Annotated in this window: 23 protein-coding genes; 13 read left to right on the top strand and 10 right to left on the bottom strand. The window is 64.7% G+C overall.

Features of this window, described 5'->3' with window-relative positions:
• Nucleotides 1-112: 112 nt before the first annotated feature.
• A complete protein-coding gene (gene upp, locus PYV55_RS15205; protein WP_275852908.1) occupies nucleotides 113-748 on the top strand; it encodes a uracil phosphoribosyltransferase in 636 nt (211 codons plus the stop codon).
• Between the two features lie 44 nt (nucleotides 749-792).
• Nucleotides 793-2,082, top strand: coding sequence for an amidohydrolase family protein (locus PYV55_RS15200; protein ID WP_275852906.1), 1,290 nt, complete (start codon nucleotides 793-795; stop codon nucleotides 2,080-2,082).
• A 46-nt stretch (nucleotides 2,083-2,128) separates the two neighbouring features.
• Here PYV55_RS15200 and PYV55_RS15195 read toward each other — a convergent pair whose 3' ends face one another.
• Nucleotides 2,129-2,956: a ferritin-like domain-containing protein gene (locus PYV55_RS15195; protein ID WP_275852904.1), complete on the bottom strand. Its 828-nt coding sequence runs from the start codon at nucleotides 2,954-2,956 to the stop codon at nucleotides 2,129-2,131.
• A gap of 141 nt (nucleotides 2,957-3,097) precedes the next feature.
• Here PYV55_RS15195 and PYV55_RS15190 point away from each other — a divergent pair, with 141 nt between their 5' ends.
• Genes PYV55_RS15190 through PYV55_RS15175 form a run of 4 tightly spaced genes read left to right on the top strand, consistent with a single transcriptional unit; the run spans nucleotide 3,098 to nucleotide 6,835 of the window.
• Entirely contained in the window at nucleotides 3,098-4,327 is a 1,230-nt protein-coding gene (locus PYV55_RS15190; protein ID WP_275852901.1) for a nucleoside recognition domain-containing protein, read from the top strand.
• A 56-nt stretch (nucleotides 4,328-4,383) separates the two neighbouring features.
• Complete coding sequence (gene aat, locus PYV55_RS15185; RefSeq protein WP_144733377.1) at nucleotides 4,384-5,196, top strand: leucyl/phenylalanyl-tRNA--protein transferase; 813 nt, start codon at nucleotides 4,384-4,386, stop codon at nucleotides 5,194-5,196.
• Nucleotides 5,193-5,951, top strand: a complete 759-nt coding sequence (locus tag PYV55_RS15180) for an arginyltransferase (protein WP_275852892.1) — start codon at nucleotides 5,193-5,195, stop codon at nucleotides 5,949-5,951. Before aat ends, PYV55_RS15180 begins: the two co-directional genes overlap by 4 nt.
• Nucleotides 5,952-6,004: 53 nt before the next feature.
• On the top strand, nucleotides 6,005-6,835 hold the full coding sequence (locus tag PYV55_RS15175) for an IclR family transcriptional regulator (protein ID WP_144733383.1): 831 nt from the start codon (nucleotides 6,005-6,007) through the stop codon (nucleotides 6,833-6,835).
• Nucleotides 6,836-6,933: 98 nt separating this feature from the next.
• Here PYV55_RS15175 and pbpG read toward each other — a convergent pair whose 3' ends face one another.
• The 3 genes from pbpG to PYV55_RS15160 form a co-directional block, all read right to left on the bottom strand.
• The gene (pbpG, locus tag PYV55_RS15170) at nucleotides 6,934-8,133 is read right to left on the bottom strand and encodes a D-alanyl-D-alanine endopeptidase (protein WP_144733386.1); all 1,200 of its coding nucleotides are present in this window, start codon (nucleotides 8,131-8,133) and stop codon (nucleotides 6,934-6,936) included.
• A gap of 126 nt (nucleotides 8,134-8,259) precedes the next feature.
• Complete coding sequence (locus tag PYV55_RS15165; protein WP_275852887.1) at nucleotides 8,260-9,798, bottom strand: 2-isopropylmalate synthase; 1,539 nt, start codon at nucleotides 9,796-9,798, stop codon at nucleotides 8,260-8,262.
• A gap of 260 nt (nucleotides 9,799-10,058) precedes the next feature.
• The gene (locus PYV55_RS15160; protein ID WP_275853210.1) at nucleotides 10,059-11,456 is read right to left on the bottom strand and encodes an aminotransferase-like domain-containing protein; all 1,398 of its coding nucleotides are present in this window, start codon (nucleotides 11,454-11,456) and stop codon (nucleotides 10,059-10,061) included.
• Between the two features lie 138 nt (nucleotides 11,457-11,594).
• Between PYV55_RS15160 and PYV55_RS15155 the strand changes: the two genes are divergently transcribed.
• A complete protein-coding gene (locus PYV55_RS15155; protein WP_275852885.1) occupies nucleotides 11,595-12,458 on the top strand; it encodes a DMT family transporter in 864 nt (287 codons plus the stop codon).
• Between the two features lie 51 nt (nucleotides 12,459-12,509).
• Here the strand turns inward: PYV55_RS15155 and pssA are convergent, their stop codons facing one another.
• The 4 genes from pssA to PYV55_RS15135 all read right to left on the bottom strand — a co-directional run bounded on the left by pssA (nucleotide 12,510) and on the right by PYV55_RS15135 (nucleotide 17,126).
• Nucleotides 12,510-13,382, bottom strand: a complete 873-nt coding sequence (gene pssA, locus PYV55_RS15150; RefSeq protein WP_275852883.1) for a CDP-diacylglycerol--serine O-phosphatidyltransferase — start codon at nucleotides 13,380-13,382, stop codon at nucleotides 12,510-12,512.
• A 140-nt stretch (nucleotides 13,383-13,522) separates the two neighbouring features.
• Nucleotides 13,523-14,539, bottom strand: coding sequence for a ketol-acid reductoisomerase (gene ilvC, locus PYV55_RS15145; protein WP_275852881.1), 1,017 nt, complete (start codon nucleotides 14,537-14,539; stop codon nucleotides 13,523-13,525).
• 60 nt (nucleotides 14,540-14,599) lie between these two features.
• The gene (gene ilvN / locus PYV55_RS15140) at nucleotides 14,600-15,091 is read right to left on the bottom strand and encodes an acetolactate synthase small subunit (RefSeq protein WP_144733401.1); all 492 of its coding nucleotides are present in this window, start codon (nucleotides 15,089-15,091) and stop codon (nucleotides 14,600-14,602) included.
• Between the two features lie 241 nt (nucleotides 15,092-15,332).
• Entirely contained in the window at nucleotides 15,333-17,126 is a 1,794-nt protein-coding gene (locus tag PYV55_RS15135; RefSeq protein ID WP_275852878.1) for an acetolactate synthase 3 catalytic subunit, read from the bottom strand.
• A gap of 294 nt (nucleotides 17,127-17,420) precedes the next feature.
• Between PYV55_RS15135 and PYV55_RS15130 the strand changes: the two genes are divergently transcribed.
• The 6 genes from PYV55_RS15130 to PYV55_RS15105 all read left to right on the top strand — a co-directional run bounded on the left by PYV55_RS15130 (nucleotide 17,421) and on the right by PYV55_RS15105 (nucleotide 21,037).
• Nucleotides 17,421-17,990, top strand: a complete 570-nt coding sequence (locus PYV55_RS15130) for an RNA polymerase sigma factor (RefSeq protein ID WP_275852876.1) — start codon at nucleotides 17,421-17,423, stop codon at nucleotides 17,988-17,990.
• Nucleotides 17,987-18,478 (top strand): DUF3619 family protein, encoded by a 492-nt coding sequence (locus tag PYV55_RS15125; RefSeq protein WP_275852873.1) that lies wholly within the window; start codon nucleotides 17,987-17,989, stop codon nucleotides 18,476-18,478. Before PYV55_RS15130 ends, PYV55_RS15125 begins: the two co-directional genes overlap by 4 nt.
• Nucleotides 18,479-18,524: 46 nt before the next feature.
• Nucleotides 18,525-19,382: a DUF3106 domain-containing protein gene (locus PYV55_RS15120; protein ID WP_275852871.1), complete on the top strand. Its 858-nt coding sequence runs from the start codon at nucleotides 18,525-18,527 to the stop codon at nucleotides 19,380-19,382.
• Nucleotides 19,383-19,455: 73 nt separating this feature from the next.
• The gene (locus tag PYV55_RS15115) at nucleotides 19,456-19,962 is read left to right on the top strand and encodes an RDD family protein (protein WP_275853208.1); all 507 of its coding nucleotides are present in this window, start codon (nucleotides 19,456-19,458) and stop codon (nucleotides 19,960-19,962) included.
• 66 nt (nucleotides 19,963-20,028) lie between these two features.
• On the top strand, nucleotides 20,029-20,451 hold the full coding sequence (locus PYV55_RS15110; RefSeq protein WP_275852870.1) for a diacylglycerol kinase: 423 nt from the start codon (nucleotides 20,029-20,031) through the stop codon (nucleotides 20,449-20,451).
• Nucleotides 20,444-21,037 (top strand): LOG family protein, encoded by a 594-nt coding sequence (locus PYV55_RS15105; RefSeq protein WP_275852868.1) that lies wholly within the window; start codon nucleotides 20,444-20,446, stop codon nucleotides 21,035-21,037. The genes PYV55_RS15110 and PYV55_RS15105 overlap by 8 nt, the downstream gene beginning before the upstream one ends.
• Nucleotides 21,038-21,235: 198 nt before the next feature.
• Here PYV55_RS15105 and PYV55_RS15100 read toward each other — a convergent pair whose 3' ends face one another.
• Together PYV55_RS15100 and PYV55_RS15095 are read right to left on the bottom strand one after the other, a co-directional pair.
• On the bottom strand, nucleotides 21,236-21,574 hold the full coding sequence (locus PYV55_RS15100; RefSeq protein ID WP_275852865.1) for a P-II family nitrogen regulator: 339 nt from the start codon (nucleotides 21,572-21,574) through the stop codon (nucleotides 21,236-21,238).
• 57 nt (nucleotides 21,575-21,631) lie between these two features.
• Entirely contained in the window at nucleotides 21,632-23,290 is a 1,659-nt protein-coding gene (locus PYV55_RS15095) for an NAD+ synthase (RefSeq protein WP_275852862.1), read from the bottom strand.
• Between the last annotated feature and the right edge of the window lie 13 nt (nucleotides 23,291-23,303).

Below are 23,303 nucleotides of genomic sequence, written 5' to 3'. Positions count from 1 at the left end.
ACTGCCCGACACCATGGATTATCAAAACCATAGCTTCCAGTGCTTGCTGCATAAGTCACATTGGCGTTTTTGATTCAAAATCCTGCGCTCCTCCACCTGCCCCATTCCTGCCATGACCGAGCCCCAAGTCCACGTCGTCACCCACCCGCTCGTGCAGCACAAGCTCACGCTGATGCGCAACAAGGAAGCCAGCAGCACGTCGTTTCGCACCTTGCTGGGCGAGCTCGCCATGCTCATGGCCTACGAGATCACGCGCGATGTACCCACGCAGCTCGTGGAGGTCGAGACCCCGCTCGAAAAAACCATGGCGCCCATCATCGACGGCAAGAAGCTGGTCTTTGCCTCCATCCTGCGCGCGGGCAACGGCATGCTCGATGGCCTGCTGCGCGTGGTGCCCAACGCCCGCGTGGGCCACATCGGCCTGTACCGCGACCCGGCCACGCTCGAAGCCGTGGAGTATTACTTCAAGATGCCCACCGGCATGAACGAGCGCGACGTGATCGTCGTCGACCCCATGCTGGCCACGGGCCACTCGGCGGTGGCGGCCATCACGCGGCTCAAGCAGCTGCAGCCGCGCTCGATCAAGTTCCTGTGCCTGCTGGCCGCCCCCGAAGGCATCGCCACGCTGCGCCAGGCGCACCCCGACGTGCCCATCTACACCGCCGCGATAGACCGCCAGCTCAACGAGCACGGCTACATCCTGCCCGGCCTGGGCGACGCGGGGGACAGGATTTTTGGCACGAAGTAGGCCATGCGCTGAATTTCGCCACCGCACATGTGAGGCCACTACCCATGCTCGACCTGCTCATCACCCGCGCCAGCCTGCCCGATGGCCGCCGCAACATGTCCATCGCCGTGCAAGATGGCCGCATCGTCGAAGTCACCGAAGGCCTGCAGGCGCCTGCGCAAGAGACCGTGGATGCCCGCGGTCTGCTGCTCAGCCCGCCCTTCGTCGATGCGCATTTCCACCTCGACTCGGCCCTGAGCTACGGCCAGCCGCGCGTGAACGAAAGCGGTACGCTGCTCGAAGGCATCGCGCTGTGGGGCGAGCTCAAGCCCACGCTCACGCACGAGGCCATCGTCGAGCGCGCGCTGCGCTATTGCGACTGGGCCGTGGCGCGCGGCCTGCTCGCGATCCGCAGCCACGTGGACACGAGCGAGCCGAGCCTGCTGCCGGTGCATGCGCTGCTCGACGTGAAGCGGCGCGTGGCGCCCTACCTCGACCTGCAGCTCGTCGCGTTTCCGCAGGACGGCGTGCTGCGCAGCCCCGGCGGCCTGGCCAACCTGCGGCGCGCGCTGGAACTGGGCGTGGACGTGGTGGGCGGCATTCCGCACTTCGAGCGCACCATGGCCGAGGGCGCAGAGAGTGTGCGCATCCTGTGCGAGATCGCAGCCGAAGCGGGCAAGCGCGTGGACATGCACTGCGACGAGAGCGACGACCCGCACTCGCGCCATGTCGAAACCCTGGCCTTTGAGACGCAGCGCCTGGGCCTGCAGGGGCGCGTGACGGGTTCGCACCTGACTTCCATGCACAGCATGGACAACTACTACGTCAGCAAGCTGATTCCGCTCATGGCCGAGGCGCAGCTCGGCGTGGTCGCGAATCCCCTCATCAACATCACCCTGCAAGGCCGCCACGACAGCTACCCCAAGCGCCGCGGCATGACGCGCGTGCCCGAACTGCTGGCCGCGGGCCTCACGCTCGCCTTCGGGCAGGACTGTGTGCTCGACCCATGGTATGGCCTTGGCAGCGCCGACATGCTCGAAGTCGCGCACATGGGGCTGCACGTGGCGCAGATGACCAGCCAGAGCGCCATGCGCGCCTGCTTCGAGGCCGTGACCACGCAGCCCGCGCGGCTGCTGGGGCTGGAGGGCTACGGCCTGCAGCCGGGTTGCCACGCCGACTTCGTGCTGCTGCACGCGCGCGACCCTGCCGAGGCGATTCGCCTGCGCGCGGCGCGCCTCGCGGTGTACCGACGCGGCAAGCCAATCGCGCAAAGCCCGGCGCCCGTGAGCCAGCTCAAACTACCGGGCCGCCCAAATGGCGTGGATTTTTTGCTGCCGCCTGCAAATTACACATAAAAACGGGCTATAGCCCATGTACAGCAAGCATGTGCTGCTATCAAGATCAATGCAGCAAAGCCCAGCGCGCCACGGCGCTCAAGGGGCGCTCCATGCGCTGCTCCAGCCAGGCTGGCAGTTGCAGCGGTTTGATCGCCATGCGCATGGCCATATCTACGGGGTACTGGGTGCGCATGAGCGCGAACAGCTGGCGGCTCATTGCATCGTAGGACGGCGCGTCGGCGCGGCCGCGAAAGCGCCAGTTCCAGGCATGGCGCAGGGCGACGTCGGCGTCGCTCTGGCGCAGCTCGGCCGCGCGGCGCCACAGCGTGGCGATGACCTGCGGGCGGCTCAAGTGCTCGAGCTCGCGGTAGCTCAAAAAATAGTGGTAGAAGTGCTTGTAGTGCTGCACCTCGTCGGTGCGTATGCGCCAGCACAGGTCGCGCAGCACGGGCTCGTCGCTCACGGCGTGCAGCGCCTGGTAGTAAGTGGTGGTGCCCATCTCGACGATGCAGCGCGCCACCATCTCCTGCCCGCGCGTGGGCTCGAGTTCATCGGTGGTGCAGAGTTTTGAATATTCGGCAAAAAAGTCGGCGTAGGCGCCGTCCCAGTCGAAGTCGGGCCAGACCTGCTGCACGTAGGCCTTGAGCGCCCGGCCGTGTTGCAGTTCCTCGGCCATCCAGTGCGCGTCCAGCCATGCGCCCGTCTCGGCGTCGCCGGCGAAATAATCGACGAGGTTCTGTGCATACACGTCAGCGCCGCTTTCGACGAATGAAGCGCTGCACACCAGCAGGAAAATATCGTCGCGCGCCTGCACCTTCGCGGCGTCAAGGGCAGAAAAATCCAACTCTTCCAGACGCCAGCGCAGGTTCGTGCTCGCTTGGTTTTCGGTCATGGTCTGTCTTCTCCTGGTTGCTGAGATGCCTCCTACGATACCAAGAAACCGCGCAAAATTCCCACGCCGTATGCTTTTGGAGCCCATTCTTACAGGGATACCCTGCTGCATTTGCACAATCACCGCACCTTTCCCAACTCTATGCTCAATCGTCTCTGGCTCGGCTTTTTCCTCACCGCAGCGCTTGCCGCGCTGGGCCAGTGGCTCGGGGGCGGGCAGGCGCAGGTGTTTGCCGCGATGGTCGAGGCGCTGTTCGGCATGGCCAAGCTCTCCGTCGAGGTGATGCTGCTGCTCTTTGGCACGCTCACACTGTGGCTGGGCTTTTTGCGCATCGCCGAGCGCGCGGGGCTGGTCGCGGCGCTCGCGCGCGGGCTTGCGCCGCTGTTTCAGCGCCTCATGCCCGAAGTGCCGCGCGGGCACCCGGCACTCGGGCTCATCACGCTGAACTTTGCCGCCAACGCACTCGGCCTGGACAACGCCGCCACGCCGATCGGCCTCAAGGCCATGCGCGAATTGCAAACGCTCAACCCACACCCCGAGAGCGCGAGCAACGCGCAAATCCTGTTCCTCGTGCTCAACGCGTCTTCGCTCACGCTGCTGCCGGTGACGATTTTCATGTACCGCATGCAGCAGGGCGCCCCCGATCCGGCGCTGGTCTTTCTGCCCATCCTGCTCGCCACCTCGGCCTCGACCCTGGTGGGCCTGCTCAGTGTCGCCTGGGTGCAGCGCCTGCCCCTGTGGAGCCCCGTGGTGCTGGCCTACCTGCTGCCCGTGGCGCTGGCGCTCTCCGGCTTCATGGCGCTGCTGGCCACGTTGCCGGCGGCGGCGCTCACGCAGCTGTCGTCACTGCTGGGCAACCTGCTGCTGTTCGGGCTGCTGCTGCTTTTTCTGCTGCTGGGCGCCTGGCGGCGCGTGCCTGTGTACGAGGCCTTCATCGACGGCGCGCGCGAAGGCTTCGAGGTGGCAAAAAATCTGCTGCCCTACCTCGTGGCCATGCTCTGCGCCGTGGGCGTGCTGCGCGCCTCGGGGGCGCTGGAGTACGCCCTCGCGGCGATCCGCGCCGCGGTGCAATGGCTCGGCTGGGACACGCGCTTCGTCGATGCGCTGCCCACGGCGCTGGTCAAGCCTTTTTCGGGCAGCGCCGCGCGCGCCCTCCTGATCGAAACCATGCAGACCCACGGCGTGGACAGCTTTGCCGCGCTGCTCGCCGCCACGGTGCAGGGCAGCACCGAAACCACCTTCTACGTGCTCGCGGTGTATTTCGGCGCCGTGGGCATACAGCGTGCGCGCCACGCGGTAGCCTGCGCGCTGCTCGCCGAGCTTGCGGGCGTGCTCGCGGCGATTGCCGTGTGCTATTGGTTTTTTGGCTGAGCCCCTTTTTCTGTGCATTTTCTGCAGCCTGGGCCGCTCTTTGCTACGCTTTGCACATGCCCTTGCAACTTCCCTGGCTCGAACCCGAAGACCCGCTGCCGCCCCCCAACCGCGCCTGGGGGCCGGACACGCCCGCCCCCGGCCTGCTGGCCGCGGGCGGCGCGCTCGATCTCGCGTACCTGCGTGCGGCCTATGCGCAAGGCTGCTTCCCGTGGTTCAGCGCGGGGCAGTCCATCCTCTGGTGGTCGCCCGATCCGCGCATGGTGCTGCCGGTGGCCGAATTCCGCCTGCACCGCTCGCTGCGCAAAACCTTGCAGCGCTTTGCCGCCACGCCCGATTGTGAGATTCGCATAGACCACGCCTTTGGCCAAGTCATTCGCGCCTGTGCAAGCACGCCGCGCGCCGGCCAAAACGGCACCTGGATCGTCCCCGAAATGGTGCGCGCCTACGAGCGGCTGCACGCGGCCGGCGACGCGCACAGCGTCGAAACCTGGGTCGATGGCAAGCTCGTGGGCGGGCTGTATTGTGTGGCGCTGGGGCGCGCGGTGTTCGGCGAATCGATGTTCGCGCACGCCAGCGACGCCTCCAAAATCGCGCTCGCGGCCTTGGTGTGCCTGTGTCGACGCGAAGGCGTGGCGCTGATCGACTGCCAGCAAAACACCGCACACCTGGCGTCGCTGGGCGCACGCGAGATTCCACGCACCGACTTCCTGCAGCACATCGCCACTGCACAGACGCTGCCGCCCCTGCGCTGGCACTTCGACCCGTCGTATTGGGACGGCTTGCTCGCGCACCCGCTGGTGCATTCGACGACCGCGGCCACCCCGCCAGCCGCGGCCACAGCTTCCCCCCTGCCGGCCCACGCATGACGCAACTCAACGAACTCCCGCTGCGCGCCCTGCAGTTTTACGCCACGGCCCCCTACCCTTGCAGCTACCTGCCTGGGCGGCAGGCGCGCTCGCAGGTTGCCACGCCCAGCCACTTGATTCAGACGGGGCCGTATTCGGCGCTGGTGGCGCAGGGCTTTCGGCGCAGCGGCATGTTCACCTACCGGCCTTATTGCGACGGCTGCCAGGCCTGCATCCCCTTGCGCGTGCCCGTGGCAGCGTTCCGGCCCGACCGCAGCCAGCGCCGCGCCGCCGCGCGCCACGCCGACTTGCAGGTGCGCGTGCTGCGCCTGGGTTTCGTGGCCGAGCACTACCAGCTCTACCGCCGCTACCAAAGCCTGCGCCACCCCGGCGGCGGCATGGACCAGGACAACATCGACCAATACACCCAGTTCCTGCTGCAAAGCCGCGTGAACTCGCGCCTGGTCGAGTTCCGCGCGCCAGGAACGGGCGGCCAGCCCGGCGCCCTCAAGATGGTGTCCATCCTCGACGTGCTCGACGATGGACTGTCGGCTGTTTATACCTTTTACGAGTCCGACGCACACAGCAGCTACGGCACTTACAGCGTGTTGTGGCAAGTGCAGGAAGCGCGCCAGCTCGGCCTGCCCTACGTCTATCTGGGCTACTGGATCGCGCAAAGCCCCAAGATGGCCTACAAGGCGCGCTTTGTGCCGCACGAGGTGCTCGTGGACGGCAAATGGCAATGGCGGGATGCGCCCGAATCCATTCCCGTTTGATGGCAAGACATTTCACAAGATAAGATGCGCGAACATCGTCTAGCGCATGTCCCATGAAGAAAAATCCCCAGGCCACTGCCAGCAAGCCCAGCATCCAGGTGCTGGAACGCATGTTCACCCTGATCGACGTCCTGGCTTCGCGCGAAGAGCCGATTTCGCTCAAGGAGCTCAGCGAAAAAACCGGCCTGCACCCCTCGACCACGCACCGCATCCTGAACGACCTGACGCTGGGCCGCTTCGTCGACAGGCCAGAAACCGGCAGCTATCGCCTGGGCATGCGTCTGCTGGAGTTGGGCAACCTCGTCAAAGGCCGCCTCAACGTGCGCGAAGCCGCACTCGCCCCCATGCGCAAGCTGCACAAGCTGATCCAACAGCCCGTGAACCTCAGCGTGCGCCAAGGCGATGAAATCGTCTATATCGAACGCAGCTACAGCGAACGCTCGGGCATGCAGGTGGTGCGCGCCATAGGCGGCCGGGCGCCGCTGCACCTGACGTCCACGGGAAAGCTCTTCCTGGCGTACGACGATGCCCAGCGCGTACGCGCCTACGCCACGCGCACGGGCCTCGCGGGCCACACGCGCAACAGCATCACGCAGCTTGCCACGCTCGAGCGTGAGCTCGCCAAAACACGCCAGTACGGTATCGCGCGCGACAACGAAGAGCTGGAACTGGGTGTGCGCTGCATGGCCGCGGGCGTTTTCGACGACCAGGGGCAGCTCGTCGCAGGCTTGTCGATCTCCGCACCGGCCGACCGGCTCGACGAAGGCTGGGGCCCCAAACTGCAGGCCACGGCGCAGGAAATCTCGCTCGCGCTCGGCTACCAGCCTGGCAAGGAAGCCGTCAGCGGTTTGCGCGCGCCCCACGCCACGCAAGGAAAGCGCTGAGAGCTTGCACCCGGGCCGCTCGCGACGGTTTCCACCCAGGCTCCTAGGCACGCGCTCCCGAACAAAATGGCGCTGAAGTCCTTGCCAAGCTTACGGCTTCAGCTATCGCGGGTGGAGCGCGCTGCGGGCTGTATTTTGGCGCCCACTGCCGGTGCCCCGCCTGCGGCCGAGGCTGATTCGACCCAGTTGCGCACGCGCTGCGCATCGGCGATGCGGCTGAGCTTGCCCGCCGAGTCTAGGAACACCATGATGAGCCGGCGCCCGGCAATTTTGGTCTGCATCACGAGGCAGCGCCCGGCTTCGGAGATGTAGCCCGTTTTTTGCAGCCCTATGTCCCAATCGGGGTTTTTGACCAGGCGGTTGGTGTTGTTGTATTGCAGGGTTCTGCGGCCCACCGCGACTTCATAACCTGGCGATGTCGAGAGTTCGCGCATCAGGGGCTCGGCGTAGGCAGCGTTCACGAGCACCGCGAGGTCGCGCGCACTTGCCTGGTTGCTGCTCGATAAACCGGTGGGCTCGACGTAGCGCGTGTTCGTCATGCCCAACTGGCGCGCCTTGGCGTTCATCAGCGCCACAAAGGCATCGAGCCCGCCAGGATAGGTGCGCCCCAGCGCGTGCGCGGCGCGGTTTTCGCTCGACATCAGCGCAAGATGCAGCATTTCACCGCGCGAAAGCGTGGTGCCCACGGCCAGGCGCGAGTGGCTGCCCTTTTCGGTGTCCACGTCTTCCTGCGTGATCGTGATGGGCTCGTCGAGCGGCAGGCGTGCCTGCACCACCAGCAGCCCCGTCATGAGCTTGGTCAGCGAGGCAATGGGCAGCACGGCGCGGTCGTTCTTGCTCAGCAAGACCTCGTGCGTGTCCTGATCGAGCACCAGCGCCACGCTGGACTTCAAGTCCAGCGGATCGTTCACCGCGTGCAGCCCCGCCGCCGCACCAAACGATTGCCGCTCAGGTGCCGCAGCGACGGCACGCGCCGGCGCCTTGGCGGAGCGCGCCGCGAGCGTGCGCCGCACCCGCGGCGCGGCAGTGGACTTGCTTACCACCGTGGTTTTGGCAACGGCAGACTTGCGTGCCGCCACCTGCCGGTGGGACTTGCCACCACTCTTGCTGCTCGCCTTTACGGATTTCGACGCAGCAACTGCGACGTGCTTTTTTGTGGCTGCGGTTTTTTGGCGTGCCGTCGTCGTAGCCGCCTGCACCGCGGGTGCCGACAGCGCCAGTCCGACCAAGGCGATACCGAAAAAGCGCGCGCAATGGCGGATGAAACGATGCGCTGCAGTTGGGCGACGATGGTGCATCCAAATGCTCCCGGTGGTAAAAAATGTCGGTACTTGCAAACCACCCAAAAAAGCCACGCAAAATCAATGCGTTGCATGGCCTTCTCAGAATCGGGATGAATTATAGATGCGCCCTGCCCGCTTGGTTCAGCCTTGCGCCGCCACGCGCTCGGCTTTACTTTGTAACTTGTTCAGCGCGCTCAGATAGGCCTTGGCCGAAGCCACGATGATGTCGGGGTCGGCACCCACGCCATTGACCACGCGTCCGCTGCTTTGCAGCCGCACCGTCACTTCGCCCTGGCTTTCGGTCGAGCCGCTGATCGCGTTCACCGAATACAGCACCATCTCGGCGCCGCTGTGCACGATGGATTCGATCGCCTTGAGCGAGGCATCGACGGGGCCGTTGCCGTTCGCCTCGCCCGCCACCTCGACGCCATCGACCGTGAAGACGATGCGCGCATGCGGCTGCTCGCCGGTTTCGCTCTGCTGGTACAGCGACACGAAGCCGTACTTTTCCTTCTCGCCGCTGAGGTTTTCTTCGCTCACGAGCGCGAGGATGTCCTCGTCGAAAATCTCGCTCTTGCGGTCGGCCAGCTCCTTGAAGCGCAAGAACGCAGCGTTGATCTCGGCCTCGCTGTCCAGGCTCACGCCGAGCTCCTGCAGGCGCTGCTTGAAGGCATTGCGGCCCGAGAGTTTGCCCAGCACGATCTTGTTGGCGCTCCAGCCCACGTCCTCGGCGCGCATGATTTCGTAGGTGTCGCGCGCCTTGAGCACGCCGTCCTGGTGGATGCCGCTCGCGTGCGCAAACGCATTCGCCCCGACCACGGCCTTGTTGGGCTGCACCACGAAACCCGTGGTTTGGCTCACCATGCGGCTCGCGGCAAGGATGTGGCGCGTGTCTATGCCCACGTCGAGCTGAAAATAATCACGCCGCGTCTTCACGGCCATCACCACCTCTTCGAGCGAGCAGTTGCCCGCGCGCTCGCCCAGGCCGTTGATGGTGCACTCGACCTGGCGCGCGCCGCCGATATGCACACCCGCGAGCGAGTTCGCCACCGCCATGCCCAGGTCGTTGTGGCAGTGCACCGACCAGATCGCCTTGTCGCTGTTGGGCACGCGCTCGCGCAAGGTCTTGATGAAGTGGCCGTACTGTTCGGGCACGGCATAGCCCACGGTGTCAGGGACGTTGATCGTGGTCGCCCCTTCGGCGATCACGGTTTCGATCACGCGGCACAAAAAGTCGACGTCGCTGCGCGAGCCGTCTTCGGTGCTGAACTCGATGTCGTCGAGCAGATTGCGTGCAAAGCGCACCGATTGCCGCGCCTGCTCGAGCACCTGTTCGGGCGTCATGCGCAGCTTTTTCTCCATGTGCAGCGGCGAGGTTGCAATGAAAGTGTGGATGCGCGCACGTGCGGCGCCCTTGAGCGCCTCGGCCGCGCGCGCGATGTCGCGGTCATTGGCGCGCGAGAGCGAGCAGACCGTGGAGTCCTTGATGACCTGGGCGATCGCCTTGACGGCCTCGAAGTCACCGTCCGAACTCGCCGCGAAGCCAGCCTCGATCACATCGACCTTCAGGCGCTCGAGCTGGCGCGCGATGCGCAGCTTTTCCTCGCGCGTCATGGAAGCGCCAGGCGACTGCTCGCCGTCGCGCAAGGTGGTGTCGAAAATGATGAGTTGGTCGGCCATGAAATGCTCCTGGTGTCAAAAAACGATGGGATGGATTGGGTTGCGAAATTTTTGCGCGCAAAACAAAAGGCCCGCTGCAGGTGTGCAAACGGGCCTCGTTAGAAAAAGTATGCGCGCGCGCCTACTGCCTCCGCCCGTGGTGAGGTAGCAGTAGAAGGGCTAGCGCAAACTTGCTCATGGGCGTGGAATGTAGCATAGCTTGGGTGACTTCAATTCCTTGCTTTGTTCTGGCGCCAAACCGGTGTTTCTTTTCTTCGCGATCAGGGCGCGGTGCGCATTTGGTGCAAAGCCTGCGCGAGCACGTCGAACACCCGGGAATCGGTCAACTGCGATACGTTGAAACGCATCAGGTTTCTCGCCGAGAGTGACGGGCTGAATACATTGCCCGGCGCCAACACGACTCCCTCTTGCAAACTGGCGCGCGCCAGACGCGCCGCATCGATGCCGTCCGGCAGCCGGCACCAGAGGAACATTCCTGCACGAGGCACGAGCCAGGGCGTGATGCCCAGTGCGCCCAGGCGCTCCACAGCCCTGTCGCGCTCTCTCGCCAGACGCGCCCGCAGCGCCTCCAGGTGCTTGCGGTAGCCGCTTTGGGTCAACACCGTCCGCACCACCTGCGCAGCCAGAAAGCCACCGCTGAAACTGGTGGCGATTTTCAGGTCCACCAGACTATCGATCCAATCCGCACGCGCCGCGATATAGCCGCAACGCAGCGAAGCCGATACGGTTTTGGAAAAGCTGCCGATGTGAATCACCCGCGCAAGGCCATCGAACGCGGCGAGCCGTGGTGCCGGCTGAACTTCAAAATCGGCAAAGATGTCGTCTTCGACCACCACCATGCCGGCCTGCTCTGCAAGTTGCAGCAGGCGATGCGCCGTGCTGGCCGAGAGCGTGCCCCCCGTCGGGTTGTGGATGCCCGAGTTGGTGATGTAGAGCCGGGGCGCATGCTGCTGCAGACAGGCCGCGAACGCTGCGATGTCAGGCCCCTGCGGCGTGTACGCCACACCCACGACCTGAACGCGGTGCGCACGTAGCAGGGCTTGAAAATTGAAGTAGCACGGGTCGTCCACCAGCACGGTATCGCCCGGCTCCAGCAGGAAACGGCAGACCATGTCCAACGCCTGGGTGCCAGAATCGGTCAGCATGATCTGCTCGGCAGGCACTTCTATTCCCACTGCGGCCATGCGGCGCGCGAGCAACTCGCGCAGCGCCGGCAGCCCGAGCGGGCAGGCGTAATCCGCGAGCACGGCGCCATCGGCCCGGGCCACTGCGCGCAATGCGCTGCGCAAGCCATCCACATCCATCCACGATGCGGGCAACCAGCCACACCCTGGTTTGGGCATGGCGTCCGCAGCCTCGAGCGACTGGCGCGAAACCCACAGGGGATCGACGTCACGCTCGCGCGGCGGGCCGATGTGCGCCAGGGCCAAAGGCGCGGCATGCCCCAGCACGTAAAAACCCGAGCCCGCGCGGGCGCCGATGACACCTTCCGCAGCCAGACGGTCATACGCTTCGACGACGGTCGAAACCGATACCTGCATGTTCTTGGCCAGCGCGCGCACGGAAGGCAGGCGTGCATCCGGCGGGTAGGTGCGGGCGGCGATTCTGGTACGAATCGCCTCCATCACGGTGCGAATCTTCGTTCCCTGGCGTGGCATTTTGAGTTTTCGACTGTATGCGTTTTGAAAGCATAACAGTTTCGGAAAACTGTACCTTATTGTTGCTGGTTCTCGCAACACATCCATGCTCCACTGAAGGACTTGCGATAGGCAAGTTTTCACAGAGAGGGGATGGCGATGGATGAATCTGCACGCGGTTGGGTCAATGGTTTTGTCGGCGTGGTGATTTTTGCGGGCTCGCTGCCAGCGACACGCGCAGCCGTCGCAGACTTCGATCCCCTCTTTTTGACCGCCACCCGCGCGAGCCTCGCCGCACTATTGGGCGCGCTGTTGTTGGCTGGCCTGCGTGCGCGACGCCCCGACCGAGCCGACCTGCCCGCGCTCGCACTCGTCGCGTTCGGCGTGGTGCTGGGCTTTCCCTTGCTGACGGCGTTGGCGCTGCAGCAGGTGCCCTCCGCGCATGCCATCGTGTTTCTGGGGCTGCTGCCGCTGTGCACCGCCGTGTTTGGCGTGCTGCGCGGGGGCGAGCGTCCACGTCCGGCTTTCTGGCTGCTGGCGCTGCTGGGCAGCGTCTTCGTCGTCACCTATGCCGTGCGGGGCGGAATCGACGTATCGCCGCGCAGTGATTCGTTGATGCTGGCCGCCATCGTCGTGTGCGGCCTGGGTTATGCCGAAGGCGCACGCCTGACGCGCAAACTGGGCGGCTGGCAGGTCATCAGCTGGGCGCTGCTGTTGTCCGCGCCCGTCATGCTGCCGCTGGCCCTGTGGACGATGCCGGCATCATTCACCCACGTGCATGCGCCAGCCTGGCTGGGGCTGGCGTATGTCTCGATTTTCAGCATGCTGCTGGGCTTTGTGTTCTGGTATCGGGGTCTGGCACAAGGTGGCATTGCCGCCGTCGGGCAATTGCAATTGCTGCAGCCATTCCTTGGCCTGGCGCTGGCGGCCTGGCTGCTGCACGAGCCGGTGACCTGGACGATGCTTCTTTCGACCCTGGGCGCCGTTGTCTGCGTGTCGGGTGCCAAACGGTTCGCGGGCTGACGTGCAGCATCGCCGCTTCAGCATCACGGCGCGGCCTGCACTTTTGCCGAATCAGTCGTGCAGCCCGCGCTCATCGGGCTCGTCGGTCGAGGTGCTCACTATGCTCACCGGATGCCCCTGGGCGCGGCGCCAGACGTAGATCACATAGCCCGACAGCGCGTAGCCTACGAACAGCACGAACAGCATGGTCGCAGGCTCTATGCTGACGATGGCGATGAGCAGCGCCAGCACCACCAGCACCACGAAAGGTACGCTGCGCCGCCCGCCGAAGTCCTTGAAGCTGTAGTAAGGAACGTTGGTGACCATGGTGAGCCCCGCGAACAAGGTCACGATGAAGAGGATCCACGACAGGTCGCCGCGCTCTATGGGTGCGCCGCCAAACACGGAGATCAATGCCCGAAATAGCGGCACCTCGCGGTGCGCCACGAGCATTGCGCTGGTCAGCCAGATGAAGCCCGCCACGAGCGCGGCGGCGGCCGGCGAAGGCAGGCCCTGGAAATAGCGCTTGTCCACCACGCCGACGTTGACGTTGAAGCGCGCCAGGCGCAGCGCCGCACAGGCGCAATAGACGAAGGCCGCGATCCAGCCCCAGCGCCCGAGCGGGCGCAGCGCCCACTCGTAGGCGATGAGCGCGGGCGCCGCGCCGAAGCTGACCATGTCGGAAAGCGAATCCATCTGCTCGCCGAAAGCACTTTGCGTGTGCGTCATGCGCGCCACGCGGCCGTCGAGGCTGTCGAGCACCATGGCGGCAAAAATGCCGGTGGTGGCCAGGTCGAACTGGCCGTTCATGGCCATCACGATGGCATAGAAGCCACCGAACAAGGCCGCGAGCGTGAACAGGTTGGGCAGCACGTAAATGCCCTTGCGCAGCTTGCGCTGCACCAAGGCCGCGCTGGTGGGGACGAAGTCTTCATCTTCATGCATCAAATCGGCCTTTCGTGCTTATCTGACAAGCGCAAGCAGCTACTGTTTCAATAGTTTTTGGCAGCGGCTCACCACAGTGTAGCCCCGCAAAAGCACCAAAGGCCACCGAAGTGGCCCTTGTGTGCGCTGAGCTTTGCAAATCAGTTGCGGCTCTGATCGACCAGCTTGTTCTTCGCGATCCAGGGCATCATGGCGCGCAGCTTGGCGCCCACCACCTCGATGCTGTGATCGGCGGTGTTGCGGCGGCGCGCGGTCATGCTCGGGTAGCCGGTGCGGCCTTCGAGGATGAACTGCTTGGCGTAGTCGCCGTTCTGGATGTTTTTCAGCGCCTCGCGCATGGCCTGGCGTGAGCTTTCGTTGACCACCTTGGGGCCGGTCACGTACTCGCCGTATTCGGCGTTGTTCGAGATCGAGTAGTTCATGTTCGCGATGCCGCCTTCGTAGATCAGGTCCACGATCAGCTTGAGCTCGTGCAGGCATTCGAAGTAGGCCATCTCGGGCGCGTAGCCGGCTTCGACCAGGGTTTCGTAACCCATTTTGATGAGCTCGACGGCGCCGCCGCACAGCACGGCCTGCTCGCCGAACAGGTCGGTTTCGGTTTCTTCCTTGAAGTTGGTCTCTATGATGCCGGCCTTGCCGCCGCCGTTGGCCATGGCGTAGCTCAGCGCCAGATCGCGCGCCTTGCCCGAGCGGTCCTGGTGCACGGCCACGAGGTGCGGCACGCCGCCGCCCTGGGTGTAGGTGTTGCGCACGGTATGGCCGGGGGCTTTGGGCGCGACCATCCACACGTCGAGATCGGTGCGCGGCACGACCTGGTTGTAGTGCACGTTGAAGCCGTGCGCGAAGGCGAGCGACGCGCCGGGTTTGATGTTCGGCTCGATGTTGTTCTTGTAGACCTCGGCGATCTGCTCGTCAGGCAGCAGGATCATGACCACGTCGGCAGCCTTGACCGCGTCATTGACTTCCATCACCGTGAGGCCGGCCTTGCCGACCTTGTCCCAGCTCGCGCCCCCCTTGCGCAGGCCGACCACGACCTTCACGCCGCTGTCGTTGAGGTTTTGTGCATGGGCGTGGCCCTGGCTGCCGTAGCCGATGATGGCCACAGTTTTGCCTTTGATCAGGCTCAGGTCACAGTCTTTGTCGTAGAAAACTTTCATGTTGGCTCCGGGGTTGGATTTTTGGGGAGATGGAAAGGAAAAGAGAATTTCCGAGCGTCCTCAGACGCGCAGGATGCGCTCGCCGCGGCCTATGCCGCTCGCGCCGGTGCGCACGGTTTCGAGAATGGCGGTGCGGTCTATGGCCTGCAAGAAGGCATCGATCTTGGCCTGGTCACCCGTGAGCTCTATGGTGTAGCTCTTTTCGGTCACGTCGATGATGCGGCCGCGGAAGATGTCGGCCATGCGCTTCATTTCTTCGCGCTCCTTGCCCACGGCGCGCACCTTGACCATCATGAGCTCGCGCTCCGTGTAGGCGCCTTCGGTCAAATCGACCACCTTGACGACTTCGATCAGGCGATTGAGGTGCTTGGTGATTTGCTCGATCACGTCGTCCGAGCCCGAGGTCTGGATGGTCATGCGCGAGAGCGTCGGGTCTTCGGTGGGCGCGACGGTGAGCGACTCGATGTTGTAGCCACGCGCCGAAAACAGTCCGACCACGCGCGAGAGCGCTCCGGCTTCGTTTTCGAGCAATACGGCGATGATGTGTTTCATGGTGGGTACTTCCTCTTTTTGCGACGGCAGCACGACCCACAAGGGGTCGCCGGGCACTGCCGTTTCGCTGCCCTCCCCCGGCACCGGTAAGTGCCAGGCTTGGCAGGCAATAGATTCGTCCAAGGTTGAAGGGGACACGCGGCGATGCGCAGTCAAAACTGCCCGCACCGCATGATTGCTTTATTTTTGATAGCTTTCTGTGCTTGCTGTATCTACCTCACGGCGGAATTTTGCTCAGATTTCAGAGGTCTTCCGAGCCGAGCAGCATCTCGGTGATGCCCTTGCCCGCCTGCACCATGGGGAAGACGTTTTCCGTCGGGTCGGTGCGGAAGTCAAGGAACACCGTGCGGTCCTTGAGCCTGCGCGCTTCACGCAGCGCAGGCTCGACGTCCTTGGGGTGTTCGATCAACAGGCCCACATGGCCATAGGCCTCGGCCAGTTTGGCGAAGTTGGGCAGCGCGTCCATGTAGCTGTGGCTGTAGCGGCCCGAGTATTCGATCTCCTGCCACTGACGCACCATGCCGAGGTAGCGGTTGTTGAGCGCGACGATCTTGATCGGCGTGTTGTATTGCAGGCAGGTGGAAAGCTCCTGGATGTTCATCTGCACCGAGCCCTCGCCCGTGATGCAGAACACCTCGCTGTGCGGCTTGGCCAGCTTGATGCCCATGGCGTAGGGAATGCCCACACCCATGGTGCCCAGGCCGCCCGAATTGATCCAGCGGCGCGGCTCGTTGAACTTGTAGAACTGCGCCGCCCACATCTGGTGCTGGCCCACGTCCGAGGTGATATAGGCGTCGGCATCTTTGGTCATGTTCCACAGCGTCTCGACCACGTACTGCGGCTTCAGCACGTCGGTGCTGCTGCGGTCGTACTTGAGGCAGTCGCGCTGGCGCCAGCCCTCGATCGTGTCCCACCAAGCGGCGAGCGCTGCAGGGTCGGGGCGCGTGGAGCTTTCGCGGATCATCGCGATCAGCTCGGTCAGCACGTCCTTCACGTCGCCCACAATGGGCACGTCGACCTTGACGCGCTTGGAAATGCTCGAAGGGTCGATGTCGATGTGGATGATCTTGCGCTCGTTCTGCGCGAAGTGCTTGGGGTTGCCGATCACGCGGTCGTCGAAGCGCGCCCCGACCGCGAGCAGCACGTCGCAGTTTTGCATCGCATTGTTGGCTTCGAGCGTGCCGTGCATGCCCAGCATGCCGAGAAACCTGCGGTCCGTCGCCGGGTAGGCCCCCAGGCCCATCAGCGTGTGCGTGACAGGGTAGCCGAGCAGATCGACCAGCGTGCGCAGCTCTGGCGCGGCATTGCTCATGAGCACGCCGCCACCGGTGTAGATGTAGGGGCGCTTGGCCGAGAGCAGCAACTGCAGTGCCTTGCGGATCTGCCCGCCATGCCCCTTGCGCACGGGGTTGTACGAGCGCATCTCGACCTTGTCGGGGTAGCCGCTGTAGGGCACCTTCTTGAACGAAACGTCCTTGGGGATATCGACCACCACGGGGCCCGGGCGGCCGGTGCGCGCGATGTGGAAGGCCTTTTTCAGCGTCGTCGCGAGGTCGCGCGCATCCTTGACGAGGAAGTTGTGCTTGACGATGGGGCGCGTGATGCCCACGGTGTCGCACTCCTGGAAGGCGTCCAGCCCGATCGCGGCCGTGGGCACCTGGCCAGAAATGATCACCATCGGGATCGAATCCATGTAGGCCGTGGCGATGCCGGTGACCGCATTGGTCAAACCGGGTCCGGAAGTGACCAGCGCCACGCCGACGTCGCCGGTGGCGCGTGCATAACCGTCGGCAGCGTGCACGGCCGCCTGTTCGTGACGCACCAGCACGTGCTGGATGCTGTCTTGCTTGTAGAGCGCGTCGTAGATGTAGAGGACCGCACCGCCGGGGTAGCCCCAGACGTACTGCACGTTTTCGGCCTGCAATGCCTTGACGAGGATTTCGGCGCCCATCAATTCGGGCGTGCCGGCAGTTGTGGTGGCGGGGTGTGCGGTGGCTGCGGCCGCAGAGGTGACTTCAGCCTTGGATATTTCCATGATGAACCTTTCGAGAATTTCTCTGACGAAAAACCTTGGGTGCCCCTTGCACGCGCTCTCGTGAAGCCCGCTTGGGACTTGAGGCCAAGGACATGGGCGGAAAAAGGATGTCCGCCGGACCGTGACCCGTTTGCCTGTTGCTTGATGGCGCAAATTATCGCACCGCAACATGTGCAAAAGTCGGCCCAGAGCGAAAAAAGACAGAGAAATGTGATAATTACCAGCTTGGTTGCGTGCGTTCTGCGCATCTTCCCGTCCGCCTGACTTGGCCCATCACGAACCGCGTTCGTTCTCTTGGCTACCGAACAAGAACTCTCCGACTTCCTGCAAAGCGTGGAAAAGCGCGCCTTCAAGCGCTCGCTCTACCACGTGCGTGACGAAGAGGCGGCGCTGGACATCGTGCAGGACAGCATGCTCAAGCTGGCCGAACACTATGGCGACAAGCCCGTGAACGAGCTGCCCATGCTCTTTCAGCGCATCCTCTCGAACTGCACCCTGGACTGGTTCCGGCGCCAGAAAACGCGCAAGGCGCTGTTTTCCAACCTGTCCGACTTCGAGGGGGCGCACGACGATGACGCCGACTTCGACTTGCTTGAAGCCTACGCAGGTCCGCAAAATGAAGAAAGTGTGGAAAGCGCCGAGGACGAAGTGCGGCGCGCACAGATCTTGCATGAGATCGAGGGCGAAATCGCCGCCCTGCCTGCACGTCAACGCGAAGCCTTTCTCATGCGTTACTGGGAAGAAATGGATGTAACAGAAACGGCAGCCGCCATGGGCTGCTCGGAAAGCAGCGTCAAGCAGCACTGCTTTCGCGCCGTGCAAAAGCTCAGCAAGGCGCTCAAAGCCAAAGGAATCACGCCATGAACCCCACCCTGCCCTCCCCCTCGTCCGCATCTTCCATGGATGCGGGTGCCGAACGCTTTGCGCGCCGTGTCACAGCACGCCTCGAAAGCGGCACTGCAGACCTGCCGTATGACATTTCCGAGCGCCTGCGCGCCGCACGCATGCAGGCGCTGGCCAAGCGCAAACTCGTGGTAGCGCCCAAGCGGGAGCAGGTACGCGGGCTCGCTCACGCCTCTGCACCTGTGCGGGTAGCCGTGGGTGGCGGCGCTGCCGCATGGGGGCACGGTGGCGGCCACGAACGCAGCGGCTGGTGGAACGCCCTCGTGTCGGCCATTCCCATCCTGGCCTTGCTGATCGGCCTGGTCGTGATCAACGACACGCAGGAAGAGCTCAACACGCATGAAATCGCCGCCGTCGATTCGGCGCTGCTCGCTGACGAGTTGCCCCCATCGGCCTACGCCGATCCCGGGTTCATCCAGTTCCTCAAAACCTCGACAGAAAATCGGTGACACTCGCAACCGTCCATCGCTGAAGCGTCACCCATCGCCCCCTTGAATGCCGGAAAACTCCCATAGCCGCTGCGCCACCAGACCAGGCTTCGTGCTGGCCCTGCTGCTGTGGGCGGCATTGGCTGCGGGCGGGTTGCAGGCGCTGCAGTTTTTGCATTGGGCGCCCAGCACCCTGGTGCCTGCCGCGGCGCTGACATCCAAGCCCAGCCCTCGCGGCCAAGGCGAAGCAAGCCCCACGGAAGCTGCCGCACCGGCCTCCGGCCCCGGCTGGGAAACCCTGAGCACGGAACAAAAGCGGGCCCTGTACCCTCTGGCCGAACGCTGGGCCTCTCTCAATCACGCCCAAAAGAAATACTGGCTCACACTGGCCACCACATTCCACGCTTTGCCGCAGAGCGAACAAGACCGCCTGCACGCACGCATGACCGACTGGGCCAGCCTGAGTGCCCAGCAGCGCAACCAGGCGCGTCTGAATTACGCCGGCACCAGTCGCCTCGCGCCCAAAGACAAGCTGGAGCGCTGGAAGGCCTACCAAGCCCTCAGCGAGGAAGAAAAGCGCCGGCTCGCGGCACGCGCCGCCGCCAAGCCGCAGGGCGCCGCCCCGGCCCTGCGCCCTGCGCCATCGCGCAAGCTGGTGCAGGTTCCGGCCGCCTTGCAAGCCAGCCCGAATCGACCCAACCCGCCCAAGATTTCTCCACCCAAGGGCTTCCTGCCCCGTCTGGATACCGTTGTGCCCGCCCCCGCCGCAGCCCCTTTTGGCGGAGCCACGCCAGCGCCCGTCGAAACCGCACCCGTCGATGTGCCCGTGGCCGTGCCGATGCCGCTGCCGCCGCTGTCGCCCATGCAAACCGCACCGGAAGGCGGCGCAGCGGCCAGCCCTGGCGCGGCGCCAGCCAGCCGCTGAGCCTTCCGCCCCCATTCACGTCACACCCACCTTGACCGACGAGCCTCACTCATCCACTGCCGCACGCAATGGCATGGCCGACCCGGCCAGTGCGGCGCTCCTGGCCCCGGCACTGGGCCGGCGCATGGCCTGCTGGCTGTACGAAGGCATCCTGCTGTTTGCCGTGGCGTTTTTCGCCGGTTATCTGTTCAGCACCCTGAGCCAAACGCGCAATGCGCTCGACAACCGCCATGCGCTGCAGGCCTTTTTGTTCGTGGTGTTCGGCCTTTACTTCACCTGGTTCTGGACCAAGGGGCAGACGCTGGCGATGAAAACCTGGCACATCCGCGTGGTGGACCGTGCAGGCCGTCCCTTGACCCAAGGGCGCGCACTGCTGCGCTACGTGCTGAGCTGGCTGTGGTTCCTGCCCCCGCTCGCGGCCATCGCGCCTTTTCACTTGTCTGGTGGCGAAACTGCCGTGCTCATGCTCGGCTGGGTGGCCGTGTGGGCGCTGCTGAGCCGCTTGCACCCGCAGCAGCAGTTCTGGCACGACGCCCTTGCGGGCACGCGCCTCGTACACTGGCAGCCTGCGCCGCGATAGCCCGGGTTTCGCCAGGGGGCGCAGGGTGCCAATTGGGCTGTCACACGGTGGCGCCACAATACGCGCATGTCCACACCCTCCGACGCCCATCCCGCCGAGCCCGATCACACCGTGAACCCGCAAAAAGCGCGCACCGGTCTGAGCCGCATCTGGCATGCCGCGGGTTATTCCATTGCCGGTTTGCGCGCCGGCTGGACCGAGCCCGCCTTCCGCCAGGAGGCCAGCGCCGCGATCGTGCTGCTGCCGTTGTCATTCTGGCTGGGCTCGAACTGGGTCGAGGTAGCCTTGCTGGCCGGCTCGGTCATAGCGGTGCTGGTCATCGAGCTGCTCAACACCGGCATCGAAACCGCCATCGACCGCATCGGCCCCGAGTGGAACCACCTGTCCAAGCGCGCCAAAGACATGGGCAGCGCCGCGGTGCTGCTCGCGCTGCTGCTGTGCGCGGGCATCTGGGCGGCAGCGCTGTGGCAGAGGTTTGGCCATGGCTGAGCCGGCTTTTTCCCTCTGCGTCTATTGCGGCTCGCGCACCGGGGATCGCCCCGGGTTTGCCCAGGCTGCCGTTGCAGTCGGCCAGTGGATAGGCGCGCACGGCGGGCAGCTGGTGTATGGCGGCGGGCGCAACGGCTTGATGGGCCTGGTGGCCGAAGCCACGCGGCAGGCGGGTGGGCGCGTGCTCGGCGTGATCCCGCAGGCGCTGGTGGACAAGGAACAGGCCAACCACGCCTGCGACGAATTGCACATCGTGCAGACCATGCACCAGCGCAAGGCGCTGATGGCCGAACGCTGCGACGCCTTTCTCGCGCTGCCCGGCGGCATAGGCACCTTCGAGGAATTGTTCGAAGTCTGGACCTGGCGCCAGCTGGGCTACCACGACAAACCCGTGGGGCTGCTCAACGTAGACAGTTACTACGACGGATTGCTCACGTTTTTGAAGCACAGCATGGCCGAAGGCTTCATGGGCGCGTGGCAACTCGGGCTGCTGCAGGTGGACACCGACGTGGATGCCCTGTTGCCTGCGCTGGTGCAGGCGGCGGGATTCGGCCAGGAGCTCGTGGCGCTGCGCGCCGTGATTTGAACCCAGATTGTCCATTCGGCGGCGCTTCGCGCCTACGCGGGCGCTGGCGGGCGCCTGCCGGTCATTTTGGCCGCGGCTTCGTCGTCCATGGCACCGGCCATGCACTCCTCAGCCGCGACCAAACTGCCACGCCAGTCGCCTCGCCATCATCCCGCGTCCTAATGAACAATCTGGGTTGAACGCGCTCACGCCGCGCGATCACACCGCCGATTCGTCGAGCTCTCCCGTGCGGATGCGCACCACGCGCTCGACTTCGGTGATGAAAATCTTGCCGTCGCCGATCTTGCCGGTGCGCGCCGCGCCGACGATGGCCTCGAGGCAGCGCTCGACATCGGCCGTCTTCACGGCCACTTCTATCTTCACCTTGGGCAAGAAGTCCACCACGTATTCGGCGCCGCGGTAGAGCTCGGTGTGGCCCTTTTGCCGGCCAAAGCCCTTGACCTCGGTCACGGTGAGGCCGGTGACGCCGCATTCGGCCAGCGCCTCGCGGACTTCTTCGAGCTTGAAGGGCTTGATGATGGCAGTGATCATTTTCATGGTGGGCTCCCTGGGTTTTGCTAATCAATGGGCGGACTGCGACGCTTTGTTTGCGCCTCAGGCACGAAAGCGGTTGGTGATCGGGTAGCGCCAGTCCTTGCCGAAACTGCGGCGCGTGACGCGGATGCCCACGGGGGCCTGGCGGCGCTTGTATTCGTTGACCTTGAGCAGGCGCGTGACCAGATCGACGTCGGCCCGCGCAAAGCCCGCGGCGACGATGCTCTCTATGGACTCGTCGTTTTCCATGTAGCGCTCGACGATGGCATCGAGCACCTCGTAGGGCGGCAGGCTGTCCTGGTCTTTCTGGTCGGGGCGCAGCTCGGCGCTCGGCGGGCGCGTGATGATGCGCTCGGGAATGGGGCTCGCGCCGCTGCCGTAGGGATCGTTGGCATTGCGCCACTGTGCCAGCGCGAAGACGCGCGTCTTGGCCACGTCCTTGATCACGGCAAAGCCGCCCGCCATGTCGCCGTACAGGGTGCAGTAGCCCGTGGCCAGTTCGCTCTTGTTGCCCGTGGTGAGCACGATGGCGCCGAATTTGTTCGACAGCGCCATGAGCAGCGTGCCACGGATGCGCGCCTGCAGGTTTTCTTCGGTCGTGTCCTCGCGCAGGCCCACGAACTGGGGCGCGAGCGCGGCCTTGAAGGCTTCAAACTGCGCCGCGATGGGGATTTCGTCGTAGCGCACACCCAGGCGCGCGGCCATGTCGCGTGCGTCCAGCCAGCTGATGTCGGCCGTGTAGGGCGAGGGCATCATCACCGCGCGCACCTTGTCCGCGCCCAGCGCATCGACGGCGATCGCGAGCACCAGCGCCGAATCGATGCCGCCCGAAAGGCCCAGCACCGCGCCGGGGAAGCCGTTTTTGCCCACGTAGTCGCGCACACCCAGCACCAGCGCATCCCACAAGTCGGCCTCAGGGCTTGCGATCGGCGCTATGGGCGCATCTATTTTGATAGCTGCTTGCGCTTTCTGCACCTGCATGAACAGCAGATTTTCCTTGAAACCGGGAGCGCGCGCGGCCACGCTGCCGTCAGCCTGTAAAGCAAACGAGTGCCCTTCGAACACCACCTCGTCCTGCCCGCCGACGAGGTGCGCATAGACGAGCGGCAGGCCCGTTTCGGCCACGCGCTGGCGCATGATCTGCTCGCGCTCGGCGCTCTTGCCCAGGTGGAAGGGCGAGGCATTGAGCACCGCGAGCAGCTGCGCGCCAGCCGCGGCGGCCTCGCGCGCGGGGGTGGCGTACCAGGCGTCCTCACAAATCAACAGGCCCACGCGCAGGCCCGCGACTTCGACCACGCAGGGCGCGCTGCCCGGCACGAAATAGCGCCGCTCGTCGAACACCTGGTAGTTCGGCAGCTCGCGCTTGATGTAGGTCTGCTCGATGCGGCCGTGGCGCAGCACGCTCGCGACGTTGTGGCAGGTGCTGAAGGCCGGCGCGTCGGGGCGGCACTTTTGCGGGTGGCCGAGCACGATGGCCAGGCCCTGCAACCCTGCGGTCTCGCGGGCCACCGTTTTCACGGCATCATCGCAGGCGTCGAGGAAAGCCGGGCGCAGGAACAAGTCTTCGGCCGCATAGCCGCAAATCGCGAGCTCGGGCGTGAGCAACAGCTGCGCGCCGGCGGCGTGGGCCGTGCGCGCTGCGGCAATGATTTTTTGCGCATTGCCGGGCATGTCGCCCACCACGAAATTGAGTTGCGCTATGCAAATTGAGGGCATCATGGAACCGAAAATG

Source organism: Extensimonas soli (assembly GCF_029211265.1).
Classification (GTDB): domain Bacteria; phylum Pseudomonadota; class Gammaproteobacteria; order Burkholderiales; family Burkholderiaceae_C; genus Extensimonas; species Extensimonas soli.
Note: the sequence above shows the minus strand (reverse complement) of the source record. Positions and strands in the feature narration are given on the sequence as shown.